Origin of the sequence: Streptomyces griseorubiginosus (genome assembly GCF_001514195.1) — a bacterium.
Classification (GTDB): Bacteria; Actinomycetota; Actinomycetes; order Streptomycetales; family Streptomycetaceae; genus Streptomyces; species Streptomyces griseorubiginosus.
In genome coordinates, this window is record NZ_KQ948736.1 from 992,019 (window position 1) to 1,007,656 (window position 15,638).

Here is a 15,638-nt window from a genome sequence, read left to right on the forward strand (position 1 = left end):
AACCCCGGGTGTCCAGAAAACGAGACAACGGCCGCCCCGCGCGCGTACCCGACGACACCTGCGGCAAAGGGGCTGATTCAGAGGCGGATTGATCGCGTTTGACGCACCATGGACGGGCTGGATCCGGATGAGCCGACGAAGGGGACCGTCCGTGCAGTTCGAGGTGTGGGCACCGCAGGCCGGCCGTGTGACGCTCCATTGCGAGGGCGCCACGCGCGCGTTGGAACGCGATCCGGAGCGCGCGGGATGGTGGCGGACGGAGGCGGAGGCCACGGACGGCACCCGCTACGGCTACGCGCTGGACGAGGGCCCGGTGCTGCCCGACCCGCGCTCGCGGCGCCAGCCGGACGGACCGGACGGGCTCAGCGCGGTCGTCGAGCACGAGCGCTACGCCTGGCGCAGCCGGTGGACCGGCCGCCCCCTGCCGGGCGCGGTCCTGTACGAGCTGCACGTGGGCACCTACACGCCCGAGGGCACCCTGGACGCGGCCGCCGCCCGCCTGGAGCACCTCGTCGAACTCGGCGTGAGCCACGTCGAGTTGATGCCCCTGTGTCCCTTCCCGGGGCGGCACGGCTGGGGGTACGAGGGGGTCTCCCTGTGGGCGGTGCACGAGCCCTACGGCGGTCCCGAGGCCCTGAAGCGTTTCGTGGACCGGGCGCATGAGCTGGGCCTCGGGGTCGTGCTGGACGTGGTGCACAACCACCTGGGGCCGTCGGGCAACTACCTGCCCGCCTTCGGGCCGTACTTCACGGACACGCATCACACTCCCTGGGGTTCCGCGGTCAACCTGGACGCGCCGGGCTCGGACGAGGTGCGCGCCTATCTGCTGGGCAGCGCGCTCTCCTGGCTGCGGGACTACCGGATCGACGGACTGCGCCTGGACGCCGTGCACGCGCTGGCGGACACCCGCGCCTGCCACTTCCTGGAGGAGCTGTCGACGGCGGTCGACGCCCTCTCGGCCGACCTGGGGCGGCCGCTGTTCCTGATCGCCGAGTCCGATCTCAACGACCCCCGGCTCATCACCCCCCGCGCCGAGGGGGGTCTCGGGCTGCACGCGCAGTGGAACGACGACTTCCACCACGCCCTGCACACCGCGCTCACCGGCGAGTCCCAGGGCTACTACGCCGACTTCGCCCGCGCACCCCTGGCGTCGCTCGCCAAGACCCTCACCGGCGGCTACTTCCACGACGGCACCTGGTCCAGCTTCCGGGGCCGCAGCCACGGGCGTCCGCTGGACCGCACCCGCACGGCCGGGCACCGGCTGCTCGGCTACTCCCAGACCCACGACCAGATCGGCAACCGCGCCCAGGGCGACCGGCTGGCGGCGTCCCTCTCCCCCGGCCTCGCGGCCTGCGCGGCAGCGCTGGTGCTGACCGCGCCCTTCACTCCCATGCTGTTCATGGGCGAGGAGTGGGCGGCGGGCACCCCCTGGCAGTTCTTCACCGACCACACCGATCCCGAACTCGCCGAGGCCGTACGGCGGGGCCGGCGACGGGAGTTCGCGGAGCACGGCTGGGCCGAGGAGGACGTGCCCGACCCGCAGGACCCGGCGACCCGGGACCGTTCCTGCCTCGACTGGTCCGAGCTCGACCGGGAACCCCACGCGCGGGTGCTGGCCTGGTACCGCCGGCTCCTGGCGCTGCGCCACGAACAGCCGGACCTCACCGACCCCGACCTCGCCGACACCAAGATCGCCCATGACGAGGGCCGTCGCTGGCTCGCCTTCCGCCGCGGGGACGTCCGGGTCGCCGTGAACCTCGCGAAGTCGACGGCGGCCATCCCCCTCGGGCCCCGCGAGGCCCGCGTCCTGGCGGCCTGGGAGCCGGTGGAGGCGCCGGGCACGGACGGGGTGCTGCATGTTCCCGGCGAGTCGTGCGTGGTGCTGCTCCAGGCCTGACCTCACGGATGCCGCTTCGTCTCCCCGGCTCAGGCGAGGGCGGACACGGCGGGCGCTCCCTGGTGGCGGGCCCGTATGCGCAGGCCCCGGGCGACGATGACGCCGAGGCGGACGATGACCTCGCCGAAGGCCATGAGGATCAGGGCGGCCACCCAGGCCTGTCCGCTGGTGATGTCGTGGTCGGCGGAGAAGCGGGCGACGTGCGCCGCACCGGAGGCGTGGGAGGTCCAGACCGCGAAACCGAGGCGGAAGCCCATGCTGACCACCCACAGGGCCGCCGCGCCCCAGGTCGCCTTGACCCGTATGTGTCCGTCGGCGAACCGCACGCGGGTGATCAGGCCCCCTGCCAGGCCGAAGGCGACTCCGGTTGCGGCGAACAGCGCGATCAGCAACGCGTCGTCGCCCGCCGTGGGGATGTGGTGGAGGTAGGTGGTCCCGGCCCAGGTGATCAGCGCGAGGGGCAGCAGGACCGTGCGAGGGGTCAGTCTCTCCTCGCGGAGCTGCCGGAAGACCACGAGGAGGAGCGCCACGTCGATGAGCCAGTCGGAGATCGTCATGCCTCGACTATCCGGCTCGGGCACGGTCGTGCGCCTCGGCCCACGGGTGGACGGAGGGTGGAAATACGCAGGTGGAGACGGTCTGACGGAGGAGCCCACCCACGGGTGGAGGGCCTCACGGACGGAGCGCCTTACGGACGGAACGGCCTACGGACGGAACGGCCCACGGACGCAGCGGCCCACGGACGGAACGGCCTACAGGTAAAGCCCCTACGGCTCCGCGTCGTCCGACTCGTCGTCCCGCAGTTCGGTGACCCGCTCCAGCAGGATCGCCTCCCAGGCACGGCCCAGCCGGGCCCTCAGCAGCCCCAGCGGCGCGTCCTCCCGGCGGTCCAGGCCCGCGGCGAGGTGGATCACCGTGTCGCAGCGGGCCAGCCAGAGACCGCGCAGGCAGGGCCGGGCTCCGTACCCGGCGAGGGTGGCGGCGCGGACGGCGGCGGGCGCGCCGACGGCCAGGGCGAGGCCCGCGATGTCCTCGGCGGGGTCGCCGACGACCGTGTCGGTCCAGTCGAGCACGCCCCGCACCCGGCCGTCGGCACTGACCACGAGGTGCTCGCCGGTCAGGGCGTGGTGCACGAGGACCGCGCTGCCGGGCTGCGCGGCGAGCTGGACCGCGGCGGCCGAGGTGAGCTGCTGGAGCCGGGCCGGGTCGAACTCGTCGGCCTTGTGCAGGAGCTCGGCGGCCCGGCCGGCCTCCCGGCGCAGCGCCTCCAGTGAGCGCGGGGCGACGCGCGGGACGCCGAGCGCCTCGGCCTGCCGTACGGGCACCTCGCGCAGCCCGGTGAGAAGCCCGGCCAGGTCGGCCTCGCCGACGGCGGAGACGTCATGCTCCTCCGCCGAGCCGCCGGGGACCTTGGTGTCCAGCGTGTAGACAAGGCCGGGCGCCCACTCGCCCTGGGCCACGCTGCTCGGCACCGCGACCGGGACGTGCGGCCGCACCAGGTCGCGCAGACGCAGCTCTCGGCGTCGGCGGGCGGTGGCCGCGCGGTCCTCGGACAGCCGCAGCACATGGCGGGCGCCGACCCACCAGGTGGCGTGCGCGCCGCTCTCGGCGACGGGCCGGACCTCGGGCCCGCCGGTGTCGGACGTGCCGTCCTTGAGCAGGGAACGGACCAGTCGGCGGACCGTGTCCGCGGTGGGTGTCGGTGCCTGGGTCATGTCGCGCCGTAGTCGCTCGAGGGGTGGAGGGGGCTCCTGGGGTCGGGTCAGTCCACTATGACCATCTCGCGGGTGGTGTCGTTGAGCCTGCGGCCGCCGCTCTCGGTGACCGTGACGATGTCCTCGATGCGTACCCCGAAACGGCCCGGCAGATAGACACCGGGTTCCACGGAGAAGCACATCCCCGGTACGAGGGGCTGTTCCTCGCCCTCGATCATGTACGGCGGTTCGTGCGTGGTCACGCCGATGCCGTGCCCGGTGCGGTGGATGAAGTACTCGCCGTAGCCGGCGTCGGCGATGACCGCGCGGGCGGCCCGGTCGACCTCCTGACAGGCCGCTCCGGGCCGTACCGCGTGGAAGCCCGCCTCCTGGGCGGCGCGGACGAGGTCGTGCACCCGGCGTTCCTCGTCGGTGGGTTCGCCGACGTGGACCGTGCGGGAGGTGTCGGAGCCGTAGCCGTCCTTGAGGCCGCCGAAGTCGAGGACGACCATGTCACCGCGTTCGATGACCCGGTCGCCCACCTCGTGGTGCGGGTTGGCGCCGTTCGGGCCGGAGGCGACGATGGTGAAGTCGACCTGGGAGTGGCCGAAGCGGCGCAGCAGGTCGGCGAGGTCCGCGGCGACCTCGGACTCCCGGCGGCCGCCGAAGGGAAGCTTCCGGATCTCCTCGAACGCCGCGTCGGCCGCCGCCCCCGCGGCCGCCAGCAGCTCCAGCTCCGCCCGGTCCTTGACCGCCCGCAGCATCGGAAGGGCCTCGGTGAGCGAGGCGTACGAGGTCCCGGGCAGCGCCTTCTGGAGGCCCAGCAGGTGCATGGCCCAGGCGTTGTCGCTGATCCCGAACCGTCCGCCGGTGTCGAGGAGGGGGGCGGTGACGGCGTAGGGGTCCTTGCCGTCGGTCCAGTCCCGCAGGGTCAGGGCGCTCGCGCCGGGGGACTTGGCGGCGTCCGGGGCCTCCAGGGCGGGGACGACCAGGACGGGGTCCTGGCCGGGGGCGAGGACGAGCAGGGTGAGGCGTTCGGTGGCGGGGGGCGCGTAGCCGGTGAGCCACACCAGGTCCGGCCCCGGGGCCACCAGCAGCCCCGCGAGCCCTGCCTCGGCTGCCGACCGGGCCGCGCGCTCCATGCGGGCCCGGTAGTCGTCGGCGGCGAAGGGCGCTGCGGTGCCGGTCATCGGGGCCTCCCTGGGCGGGTGTGGGTCTTGGGCAGCATCCTGCCCGCACGGCGTGGGGCGCGCGAGCTGGTTGCGAGGTTTTCGCGCGGGGCGCGGAAAGTGCGCTGCCACTGTGCTGCCTCTCCGCTGCCTCTGCCCTGCCTGGCGGCTGCCTCTGCGCTGCCTCGCGACGGGATGACGGGCACCTATGGCTGTGGGGAGGGCGGGGAGCAGCGGTACGGCGCTGGGAGACGGGTTCCGGGCGCTGGCGCCCCGTCCCGTGGGAGCCGACGAGGGGGCACTCGCCACCATGAGAGGCCTGATGATGACGGAGTGCGACGAGCTTGAGGACTCGAAGCACACCTCGCCGAACTGAGCGGCATCACCCGCCTCCCGGCGCTGTTCAGCGGGGTCGCGGTGCCGTGCGGGGCTTCACGTCACCACGCCCGGTACGGCCGTCAGCTGCTGGTAGCCGCCGCTGCGGTGGCGGACCGTCAGTACGATCTCGCGGCCGGAGCGGGCGTCGGCGACGGCTCGCGCGAGGTCGTCGGCGGTGTCGATGCGGGTACGGCCGAACACGAGCAGTACGTCACCGCGGACCAGGCCCGCCGTGTAGCCCGGACCCGGGACATGGACACCGACGACCAGCGCGCCCGCCTTCTCGGCGTCCACGACCTCCAGGCCGAGCGTGGCGACGGCGGGCGCGGGCGAGGGGGTGGACGGCGGTGTCGCGGACGGCCGGGCGGGGCCCGGCTGCGCCGGGGCGGACGGACCGCCCGGGTGCAGGCCGACCTGCCGCTGGAGCTCGGCCAGTCTGCCAGTGCCGATCACGGTGGTGCCCACCATGCCGAGGCCCACCCCCGACAGCACCAGGACGGCCGCGACGAGCAGGCCGAACAGCACGCTCGTGAACCGGCGCCCGCGCCGGCGCGCGGCGTGCGGGCGCCGGGCGGACCCGGGCTTCCTGCCACCGCCGGTCTCCTGACCGGGCATCGGCTTGGGGCGCAACGCTGTCTGTTCCATGGATCGCCTCCGGCTGGATCACCACCGGGTGGTGACTACCCGGCGCGCGGGCGCGTGACGAGCCACGAACGAGTGAGACTGACGGGCGGTCAGGAGCGGGTAGTGGCCGGAACCAGCAGGTCCGGGGGTCCGGCACGGCTCCGCCCGGTGCCGGCACGGCTCCGCCCGGTCGCCGGCGCGAGCCGTTCTGGAGCGCGCCCACGCGAGGGGTGTCTCACCCCGCGTGGGCCGCTCGTGGCCGGAGGGCCACCGGTCGTGCGCAGCAGTGCTGAGGCCAGCGGGCAGGCGCCGAGCGGCCGGGGAACCCGAAGCGGCCGGGGAGCCCGAAGCGGTCGGGGAACCCAAAGCGGTCGGGGAACCCAAAGAAGCCGGGGAACCCAAAGCAGCCGGGGAGCCAAAAGCGGTCAGGAACCCGCCCCCGGACCGACCCCGCGTGCACCGACCACCCCTGCCTTCCCCGCCCACCGCCGTCCCGTCAGCCCGCCACCGGCAGTGTCGTCGGGGCCCTGTCCGGGAGGAAGCCGTGGGTGCGGCCGGCCAGGTAGTCGGACTTGTAGCGGTCGACCGTGCGGTGCCAGTGCAGGATGCCCGCCATCCAGTGCTGGAGGTCGGTCACATAGCCGCGCATCACCTCGCGCGCCTCCGCCGAGAGCCCGAAGTCGTCGTACACGACGGGCAGTTCGTTCGCGGCGACGTGCTCGAACTGCTGCATGCGCTGGGTCATCAGGTCATGGACGACCCGCAGCGCGGTCGGGTAGTCGATGCCGAAGAAGTTCTGCACGACGAGGATCGCGTTGTGGATCTCGCCCTCGTACTCGATCTCCTTCTGGTACGAGAAGACGTCGTTGAGCAGACAGGCGTAGTCGACGGCGGCGTTCTCCAGGGAGCGGACCGGTCCGCTGCGGTAGACCTCGGGCGGGACGGCGGGGCCGTGGCCCATCCGGCACATGCTCATGGTGAGGTCGGAGCCGAAGGTGGCGCGCCGCATCTCCAGGTAGTCGACGGGGTCGGGGACCCGGTGGTGGATCTGGTTGGCCAGCTCCCACACCCAGCTCTCGGTCATCGCGTTCACGGCGTCCTTGAGGGTGCGCCGCTGGTCGGGGGTCATCTCGGCCGTGGTGCGGGCCCACAGGTCGGTCAGGCCGCGTTCCATGCCGTTGACGGGTACGAGGGTCTGCTGGCCGTCGAGGGGCATGCACTGCGAGAGACGGTGGGTGGTGAGGCGGGCGGCGGCGAGGTCGCGGCGGGCTCCGTAGACGAGGGGGTAGTAGTCGTCGCCGTAGGTGCCCCAGGCCAGCCAGTGCGAGCTGAGGTCGAGGGCCTCGGCGCTCGCGTCCGGGTCGATGCCCGCGGCGCACAGCGGGAGGTCGGCCGCGGCGAGCCGGTCCTCGTCCCAGACGCCCTCCTGGAGCATGCCCATGCGGTGCATCCACGCGGTGAGGCGGGGGCGGGCGCCGGGCAGGTGGGGGCTGTGCTCGACCTGGAACGGCATGTGGAAGTCGGGCAGCAGCGACGGCCCGACCTTCTGGAACGGCACATGCGTGTGGGCGCGCAGCCGCTCGGCGCCGGCCGCGGCGAGCAGGGCGCCGACGTCGGCGGCCGAGGTGCCGGGGCCGGTCAGGCTCTGCCAGGGGGAGGTGGTCTCGGCGCGGGCGTTCATGTAGCGGCTGGAGCGCATGTGCCATTCGTGGCCGCCGGACTGCCAGTCCTGGAGTCCCTGCGTGTACTGGGCGACGGCGGCGACCTCGGCCGGGGAGAGACCTTTCTCCAGGGCGACGGCGGGTACCTCGGTCAGCGCGGTGTGCTCGAACTGGTGGAGGCGGGAGGTGAGGACGTCGTTGACGGTGTCGGCGGCCTCCTGGGTGGTGCAGCCGAAGAAGGTCTCCAGGACGAGCACGCCGTTGCTGAGCTCGCCCTCGTCCTCGACCTCGCGCTGGTAGGAGAAGAGGTCGTTGCGCAGGTGCACGGCGTCGGAGAAGGTCTCCATCAGGACGCGCAGCGGCCTGGACCCGGCGACCGCGGCCGGGACCTCGGCCGTCGCGTACTCCACGAGCCCGGCCGACCAGGGGGCGCCGCCGACCTTGCGGCGCATCTCGATGTACTCGACGGGGTTGGCGATCCGCCCCTCGTTGATGTTGGAGAGCTCCCACAGGGACTCGTTGAGCAGGTGTTCGGTGGCGACGGCGAAGCGGCGCCGCCAGTCGGCGGACATCGACGGGACGGTGCGCGTCCACAGGTCGGCGAGGCCCGCCTCGACCGGGTTCTCGGGCTCGGGCATCGGGGTCGTGAGGTCCATCGGCATGAACAGCGGCAGCCGGTCCAGGTAGGCCTTGCCGCCGGCGCGGTCCTGGGTGCGCTTGAAGATCTCCAGGAAGTGGTCGTCGAAGAAGAACACCCACACGTACCAGTCGGTGATCAGCGAGAGCGCGGGGCCGTCGCAGTCCGGGTGCGTGTAGGCGCAGAGCAGGCCGTAGTCGTGCGCGTCGAGGTCGGACTGCTCCCAGATCCCGGACCCCTCCAGCATGCCCATCTCGCGGGCCCACGCGGTCGAGTGGGCGCGCGCCTCGTCGACGTGCGGGTTCAGCCGCGCGGGGTACGGCATGTAGAAGTGCGGGAGTTCGAAGGGCTGCTGCGTCATGAGCCGGGCCCTACCCAGGCCCCTCAAGCGCCATCCGCGAGCCGGGACATGATCACACCATCGCGTGAATCGGGGCTGAATCCGGGCACGGTGGAGGGGGTTTGTGACGTTCCCCGCTCTGGACGCAGGGCGACGAACCCGGGAGTCCCCGGACGGCGACACGGGCGGCGCGGCCGTCACCTTCCCGAACGCCAAGGCCGTAACGGCATCCGGACCTACGGCTCCCGCAGTCGGCATGATCACTACATCAACGTCGGCCGGACCCTCACACCTCGGAGAACTGCGGAAGGATCTCCTGAGCGACCCAGCCGAGCGCGTCGGGCAGCGCGTCGGTGGCGACCGGCAGCCACAGCGAGCAGGAGGCGAGCCCGGCGTCGGCCAGCTCTCCCAGCTCCGCACGCACCCGCTCGGCGCTCGGCTCGGCCCCGCCCAACAGCTGCCATCCGGACGGGCGTACGGCGGCCTCGAAGCCCGGCGGCCCCAGCACCAGGCCCGCCGTCAGCTCCAGCGGCCTGGCCGAATCACGCCCCGTCTTCTCCTCCAGGACCGCCAACCGCCCCCGCACCTCGACAAGTCCGGCGGCGTCGACACCGAAACCGTGCCATGCGTCGCCGTGGCGCAGCGCCCGGCGCAGAGCGGCTTCGCTGTGGCCGCCGATCCACACCGGCGGCCCGCCGGGAGTACGCGGCCGCACCCCGAGCCGTACGTCCGCCTCGTCACGCCACAAGGTCCTTACGACGTCCAGCTGTTCGTCGGCACGGCGGCCCCGTCCGGCGAAGGGCACCCCGGCCGCGTCGAACTCGGCGGTGTCCCAGCCGGTACCGACACCGAGGGTGAGCCGGCCGCCGGAGAGACGGTCGAGCGTGGCCACCTGGTGGGCGACGACGACCGGGTGGTACAGGGGCAGGATCAGCACACTGGTGACCAGACAGATCCTGCTGGTGGCGCCGGCCACGGCCGACAGCAGGACCAGCGGGTCCGGGGTCACCCCCGCGGTCCCGGCCAGCAGGTGGCTGCTCGCGATGACGTGGTCGAAGCCCAACTCCTCTGCGGTTCGGGCGGTTTCGAGGACACCGTCGAGCTCGTCCTCGCGGGCGGGCCACAGTCGGTGCGGTGCGACTCCCAGACGCATGCGGTGCGCCTCCCTCGGTGTGCGGTGGCAGTGACGGCTGGTGCACCTGGCCCCAACAAGGCGACGGTCTCCTCTCATCCCTTCCCGTTCGACTTCATCGACAGGATCAAGTCCCTTTCGCACCGCCTGACATGAGAACCTGAAAACGGGAGAGGGGTTCGGACGTAGCCGTCGAGGTGTGTGCCGACAGGGGGTCCTCGATGTTCGGGGCAGAGTTGTTCACCCAGACCGCTGCCGCCGCCGCGGGCACGATGGTGGGGCTGATGACCACGGACGCCTGGCAGGTGGCCAGGCACCGGATCGCACGGTTCCTGCGCCGGGAGGACGTGGAGCGGCTGGAGGCGGCACGGGCGGAGCTGGACGCGGCGCCGCCTGGGCGGCAGCAGGTCATCCTGCGGCAGCAGCGGGAGGAGTGGGGCAGCACCCTGCGCGGCCTGCTGGACCGGAACCCGGAACTGGCCGGGCTGCTGGCCGAGTTCGTGCAGGAGTTCTCCGGGGTGGTGCGCCCGGTCTTCATCCAGGTCCAGCAGCCCGCCGCCCCGCTGGAGCCGGCCCGCGCCCCGGGTGCGCTGACCGTGGCGCCTCCGCTGGGCCGGCTCGACCGCCGGGTGCGCGGCCGTGGACCGCTCCTCGACACCCTCAAACAGCTGGTGGGCAAGCCGACTTCGGGTGTGCGGGTGCTGCACGGCATGGGCGGCAGCGGAAAGACCACGGTCGCCCTGGAGATCGCCGCCCACGCCGCCGCCCTCAACGTCGACGTGTGGTGGGTGACGGCGAAGAACCCCGCCGCGCTGAGCGCGGGGATGCGCGAGGTGGTGGCGGCGCTCGGCACTCCCGCCGATCTCATCGACCGTGCCTGGTCGGGGCGTTCGAGCGCGACCGACCTGCTGTGGCGCCGGCTGTGCGACACCGCGAGCCCCTGGCTGCTGGTGGTGGACAACGCCGACGAGCCCGAACACCTCGCGCCCTACGGCCGGTTGGCGGAGGGCACGGGCTGGATCCGGCCCGCCGCAGAGCTGCCGGGACTGGTGCTGATCACCAGCCGGGACAGCAGCCCGACGACCTGGGGGCCGTGGGCCACGCTGCACTCGGTGGACGCCCTGGAGGAGGACGACGCGACCGAGGTGCTCTGGGACCTCGCCGGGGAGCGGGCCGGTTCCCGCGAGGACGCCCGGATGCTGACCCGGCGGCTCGGCGGGCTGCCGCTGGCGCTGCGCATCGCCGGCTCGCACCTCGCCGCGGCCTCCGCCTTCCCCACCTGGCCGGGCACGACGACCGTACGGACGTACGCCGACTACCGCGTGGCCCTCGACGAGCGCTTCAGCGAACTCCTCGACGAACGCCCGCCCGGGCAGCAGGGCGGCACCTTGTCGGTCCCGGTGACCGGTACCTGGGAGCTGTCGCTGGACCTGCTGGAGCGGCGGGGCATCGCCCAGGCCCGGCCGCTGATGCGGCTGCTGTGCTGCCTGGGCGAGGCCCCGGTGCCGCTGGTCGGTCTGTTACGCCCGGACCGGCTGGCGGCCTCCTCGCTGCTGCCCGGGGTCACACCGCAGGAGCTGTACACCGCGCTCACCGCGCTCGCCGACTTCGGTCTGGTCGAACTGCACACCCCGCCCGGCGGCGACGACCACGCCCGCACCCTCGTGCTGCATCCGCTGGTCCGGGACGCCGGCCGGCTCCAGCAGGATCTCGCCGAGCACTGGGAGGAGTACGCGGCCGTCGTCGCCGACCTGGTCGTGTGCGCCACCGCCGAGCTGAGCGAGGACGACCCGCGCGACTGGCCGCGCTGGCGGCTGCTGCTCCCGCACGTCGACGCCCCGCTGGCCCTGATGGGCGACCCGTACGAGGCCGAGGACGAGCTGGTCTCCAAGGCGCTCAGGGCGGCGGCGGCCGGGGCCCGGCATCTGTTCCGGCGGGGCTGGCTGGACCGTGCGGAGGAGGTGCTCGACGCCTGCGAGCCGGTGGTGCTCGCGTGCGGCCCGAACGATCCCGACGCGCTCGAAGTACGCGCCGCCGCCGCCCACTTGCTGCACCTGCGCGGTCGGCTGGCGGCGGCCGAGTCCCTGTTCCGCACGGTGCTGGCGGACACCCGGGCCCTGTTCGGCGACGCCTCCGGCGAGACCGCCGACGCCCGGTACGCGCTCGCGAACCTGCTGCACGGCCGGGGCCGCCCGGTCGAGGCGGAGACCGAGTACCGCGCGGTGCACGCCACGCGCCGGGCGCTGCTGGGCGAGCGCGACCCCGGGACTCTCGCCGCCCGCAAGGGTGTGGCGTGGATGGCCCGCTACCGGGGGCTGCTGGCGGAGGCCGAGGAGGAGTACCGCCTGCTCCTGGACGCCTACCGGGAGACGCTCGGCGCCCACCACCCCGACACCCTGGCCACCCGGCACGAGATGGCCCAGGTGCTGCACGAGCGCGGCATGTTCGGCCAGGCGGAGGCGGAGCTGCGGGAGACGCTCCAGGTGTGCGCGCGGGTGCTGGGCGAACGCCACCCGAGCACGCTCGCGGTCCGGCACGACCTCGCCGGCGTGCTGCGCGACCGGGGCCTGCTCGCCGAGGCCGAGCAGGAGTTCCGTACGGTGCTCGCGACGCGCGCCGAGGCGTACGGCGAGGATCACCCGGAGACCGTGTCGGCCCGGTACGGCCTGGCCACGGTGCTGCGCGACCGGGGTTGGCCCGGGGACGCGGAGGCGGAGTTCCGGGAGGTCTTCGAGGTGCAGCGCCGGCTGCTCGGCGACATGCATCCGCACACCCTGGAGGTCCGCCACAACCTGGCCGACCTGCTGATGGAGCGGGGTCAACTGGAGGCGGCGGAGGCGGAGTTCAGGGAGGTGTACGCGGCGCGGCGCGAAGTGCTGGGCGAGCAGCACCTGCTGACCCTGTCGGTACGGCACGGTGCCGCGCACGTCCTGCACCTGCGGGGCCGCACCGACCGGGCGGAGACCGAGTACCGCACGGTCCTCGCGGACTGCGTGGACACCCTGGGCCCCCGCCACCCCGGCACGCTCGCGGTCCGCCACAACCTCGCCGACCTGCTCAAGGACCAGGGCCGGCTGGCGGCCGCGGAACAGGAGTTCAGGGAGGTCTACGAGGCCCGGCGGACCGTGCTCGGCGAGCAGCACCTGCTGACCCTGTCCGTACGGCACGGCGCCGCGCACGTGCTGCATCTGCGCGGGCATGTCGAGCGGGCGGAGGCGGAGTACCGCACGGTGCTCGCGGACTGCGTGGAGACGCTGGGCCCACGGCATCCGGGGACCCTGGCGGTCCGGCACAACCTGGCCGACCTGCTCTGCCTCAAGGGTGAACTCGTCCAGGCAGGAGCGGAGTTCACCGAGGTACGGGAGGTCTGCGAGGAGGTGCTGGGGCCACGGCATCCGCGGACCCTGGCCGCCGGGGAGGCGCTGGCCCGGCTGCGGGCCGCGGAGGGGGATCAGACGCCCCGCGACCCCGACTCGGCCGCCGCCGGTTCGTAGCCCGGGAAGCGGGCCGGGATCTGCCCGAGGTCCCAGAGCGCGAGCACCTTGTCGTCGTAGAAGTCGTCGGACTCCTCGTCGCCGATGACCTGGAGCGGCTCGGGCAGGCCGAAGGGTGCCTTGCACAGGTCGATGGGGCGCCACCAGCCGGTCACGATGTCGGTGTTGGCCGGGGTCCGGGAGAAGGTCGTGGTGAGCAGATAGCGCGAGCCGCTCTCCCGGAACCGGGTCAGCGCCTCCACGACATGCTGGTAGGAGAAGTGCACGAGGGCGTCCCGGCAGACGATGAGGTCGACGCACGGCACGGGCTGCGCGGTGAAGTCGAGCAGCTGGAACTCCCGCCCGGGCGCGGAGTGTTCGGCAGTGTTGGCCGCCACGAGTTCCGCCACGACGTCGCCGCCGAGGTAGGTGGCGCCGTGCAGGTCGACGTGTCGCATCCAGTTGAAGTCGCCGCAGGGCGCGTCCAGTACCGAGCGGATCCCCAAGTCCCGAATGAGCGAACCGAGTTGGGCGATGACCCGCTTCATGCGTTGCAGCTCGGAGCCGGGTCCGGAGCGGGTCTCGTCGGAGCCCCAGCGGTTGGTGCGGTAGATGTCCGTGAACACGTCGTGGAGGTCGGCCTCGTCACGGGGGTCGGTGACGTCGAGGTAGCGTCGTGCGTCCACGTCGTAGACGGGCTCCCCAGGATTGCTCAGGTACCGCGGGGTCAATGGGGTCCTCTTTCGCTGCCCGTCGGCGGGACGTACGGCAGCCCACCGGTACAGGTCGGCAGCATAACGCTCCTCAGGGCCGGACCTGGATGAGCGCACGGGTGCCGCCGGTCCGCCAGCGCTGCCCCTCCGCCGCGACCAGAGCGGCCTCGGTGCGGGCGTCGAGCCCGGTGACCACATCGGACTTGAGGGTGCGCAGCGCGGCGACCGGTCCCGGGAAGCGGTCGGTCGCCTCGGCGAAGGACGTGGTCGGCGGCCACCAGCGGTCCCCCACCAGGCGCCGGTAGTTGAGGTCGCCCTTGAGGACGGTCAGCGAGGCCCGGCCGATCTCCGTACGCAGGTCGTCGGGCATGTCCGCGTAGGGCAGCGGGGCGCACGAGAACGGGTGCGCACGGACCACGAGCCGTCCGTCCGTCATGGCGTCCCACAGCAGCCGTCCGTACCGCCCCGCCTCCCCCGGCGCCCGTACCAGCCGGCGCAGGGCGTCGACGACGTCGGCGGTGGTCGCGTCGGAGACGTAGTAGGGGTACGGCTTCACGTGCAGGACGGCCCGTTCGATCCGCCGGTGTTCGAGAAGGTGGGCGAGGAGGAGCAGGTCGGGGACGAGCTCGCGGCCGGCGTTGTCGGCGATGAGGCAGAGCGTGCCGGTGCCGTCGAGCAGCGCCCACAGCCGCTCGCTGTCGTCGGCGACCAGATCGGGTACGGCGTCCCGGCCCTCGGCCTCGCCGTCGGAGAGCCGGAACCCCAGGTCGGCGCGGTTGCCCCAGAGCGACCCGTGCAGCAGGGCGGCGCCCCGCTCCTCGGCGGGCCGGGAGGCGAGTTCGTCCAGCGCGGCCAGTTCCTGGTCCGTCTCCGGGGAGTCGAGTTCGGTGAGCTTGGAGGGCCGGAAGGGGTCGATGCCCTGCCAGGGGCCGGGCGCGAAGTAGCCCACGGCGTCGAGGAGACGGCGGTAGAAGTAGCTCTCCGACCACAGCCAGGGCACGTCGAACCAGGACTGCCCGGCGTAGGTGCCGATCCCCCACTCGGCCCACGCCCCGCCGGGGAGGGGCTCGATCACACCCTTGGTGCAGTTCTCGAGCAGCGCGTCGAGGGCGCGGTGCTGCTCGGGGCCGTAGGGGAAGGCCTCCCGCACCTGCGCGATGATCGCGGGGTGCCGCTCGGCGAGCACGCTGTGGGGGAAGGAGCCGGGTTCACTGGCGAGGACGACGGCGGCGCTGGGAGACATACGCCGACTGTAACCACCTCTCAGCCGGCCCTCGACTCCTGCTCCAGCTGACTCACCAGGGTCAGATACCTGGCCCGGCGGGGCACCGGCACCAGGCCCCGGATCATGACGTGCCACATCTGGGCGAGCCGCCGCGGCTGCCGTCCCACCGGCTCCAGGTGCCGTCCCACCACGCGGGTGCCGACGAAGAAGCACACCAGTGAGTGCGCCATCGCGTCCACGTCGGTGTCCGGGTGCAGGTCGGACTCCTTGACCGCGCCGAGGAGTTTGGCGGTCGCGAGGTCCAGCCACTCCGTGAACGGATGCCGCAGGGGCTCCCGCACCTCGACCCCGCCGGTGGCGAGCCGGAGTCCGGCCCGCAGCACGGGTCCCTCGACGGACAACCGCGCTATCTGGAAGGTGATCCGGACCAGCGCCTCCAGCGAGGTGCAGCCGCGGGCCTCGATGTCTCCGGCCACCTGCCGTGAGGTCCGGGACTGTATCTCCATGATCGCGTGGGCGAGGTCGTCCTTGGCCGCGAAGTGGAAGTACAGCGCGCCCTTGGTGACTTGGGCGTGCTCGACGATGTCGCTGAGACTGGTCGACTCATAGCCACGACGGTCGAACAGATCGGCGGCGGCGGTGATGATCGTCGCTCGGGTCTGTTCAGCGCGTAACTGCCTCGGCATCGACTGCAC

The 15,638-nt window shown here is 73.0% G+C and carries 11 protein-coding genes; 2 read left to right on the forward strand and 9 right to left on the reverse strand.

The window, feature by feature from the left end; translation table 11 throughout:
* The first annotated feature begins 151 nt into the window (after positions 1-151).
* A complete protein-coding gene (treZ, locus tag AQJ54_RS17035; RefSeq protein ID WP_062238235.1) occupies positions 152-1,897 on the forward strand; it encodes a malto-oligosyltrehalose trehalohydrolase in 1,746 nt (581 codons plus the stop codon).
* A gap of 29 nt (positions 1,898-1,926) precedes the next feature.
* Here treZ and AQJ54_RS17040 read toward each other — a convergent pair whose 3' ends face one another.
* The 6 genes from AQJ54_RS17040 to AQJ54_RS17065 all read right to left on the reverse strand — a co-directional run bounded on the left by AQJ54_RS17040 (position 1,927) and on the right by AQJ54_RS17065 (position 9,553).
* On the reverse strand, positions 1,927-2,454 hold the full coding sequence (locus tag AQJ54_RS17040) for a hypothetical protein (protein ID WP_062238237.1): 528 nt from the start codon (positions 2,452-2,454) through the stop codon (positions 1,927-1,929).
* Between the two features lie 210 nt (positions 2,455-2,664).
* Positions 2,665-3,612 (reverse strand): aminoglycoside phosphotransferase family protein, encoded by a 948-nt coding sequence (locus AQJ54_RS17045; protein WP_062238239.1) that lies wholly within the window; start codon positions 3,610-3,612, stop codon positions 2,665-2,667.
* A gap of 47 nt (positions 3,613-3,659) precedes the next feature.
* On the reverse strand, positions 3,660-4,781 hold the full coding sequence (locus AQJ54_RS17050; protein WP_062238240.1) for an aminopeptidase P family protein: 1,122 nt from the start codon (positions 4,779-4,781) through the stop codon (positions 3,660-3,662).
* A gap of 411 nt (positions 4,782-5,192) precedes the next feature.
* On the reverse strand, positions 5,193-5,783 hold the full coding sequence (locus AQJ54_RS17055; protein WP_062021849.1) for a PDZ domain-containing protein: 591 nt from the start codon (positions 5,781-5,783) through the stop codon (positions 5,193-5,195).
* A gap of 475 nt (positions 5,784-6,258) precedes the next feature.
* Positions 6,259-8,421 (reverse strand): germacradienol/geosmin synthase Cyc2, encoded by a 2,163-nt coding sequence (gene cyc2 / locus AQJ54_RS17060; RefSeq protein ID WP_062238242.1) that lies wholly within the window; start codon positions 8,419-8,421, stop codon positions 6,259-6,261.
* Positions 8,422-8,686: 265 nt separating this feature from the next.
* Complete coding sequence (locus AQJ54_RS17065) at positions 8,687-9,553, reverse strand: TIGR03619 family F420-dependent LLM class oxidoreductase (RefSeq protein ID WP_062238244.1); 867 nt, start codon at positions 9,551-9,553, stop codon at positions 8,687-8,689.
* 200 nt (positions 9,554-9,753) lie between these two features.
* On the opposite strand from AQJ54_RS17065, the gene AQJ54_RS17070 reads away from it, so the two are divergent.
* A complete protein-coding gene (locus tag AQJ54_RS17070) occupies positions 9,754-13,026 on the forward strand; it encodes a tetratricopeptide repeat protein (RefSeq protein ID WP_062238246.1) in 3,273 nt (1,090 codons plus the stop codon).
* Here the strand turns inward: AQJ54_RS17070 and AQJ54_RS17075 are convergent.
* From AQJ54_RS17075 to AQJ54_RS17085, 3 genes are all read right to left on the reverse strand, one after another.
* On the reverse strand, positions 12,984-13,736 hold the full coding sequence (locus AQJ54_RS17075; protein WP_062238248.1) for a class I SAM-dependent methyltransferase: 753 nt from the start codon (positions 13,734-13,736) through the stop codon (positions 12,984-12,986). The two genes, AQJ54_RS17070 and AQJ54_RS17075, sit on opposite strands and share 43 nt — an antisense overlap.
* 73 nt (positions 13,737-13,809) lie before the next feature.
* On the reverse strand, positions 13,810-14,961 hold the full coding sequence (locus AQJ54_RS17080) for a damage-control phosphatase ARMT1 family protein (protein WP_062238249.1): 1,152 nt from the start codon (positions 14,959-14,961) through the stop codon (positions 13,810-13,812).
* Between the two features lie 20 nt (positions 14,962-14,981).
* Positions 14,982-15,629, reverse strand: a complete 648-nt coding sequence (locus AQJ54_RS17085; RefSeq protein WP_062021865.1) for a ScbR family autoregulator-binding transcription factor — start codon at positions 15,627-15,629, stop codon at positions 14,982-14,984.
* Positions 15,630-15,638: the final 9 nt, after the last annotated feature.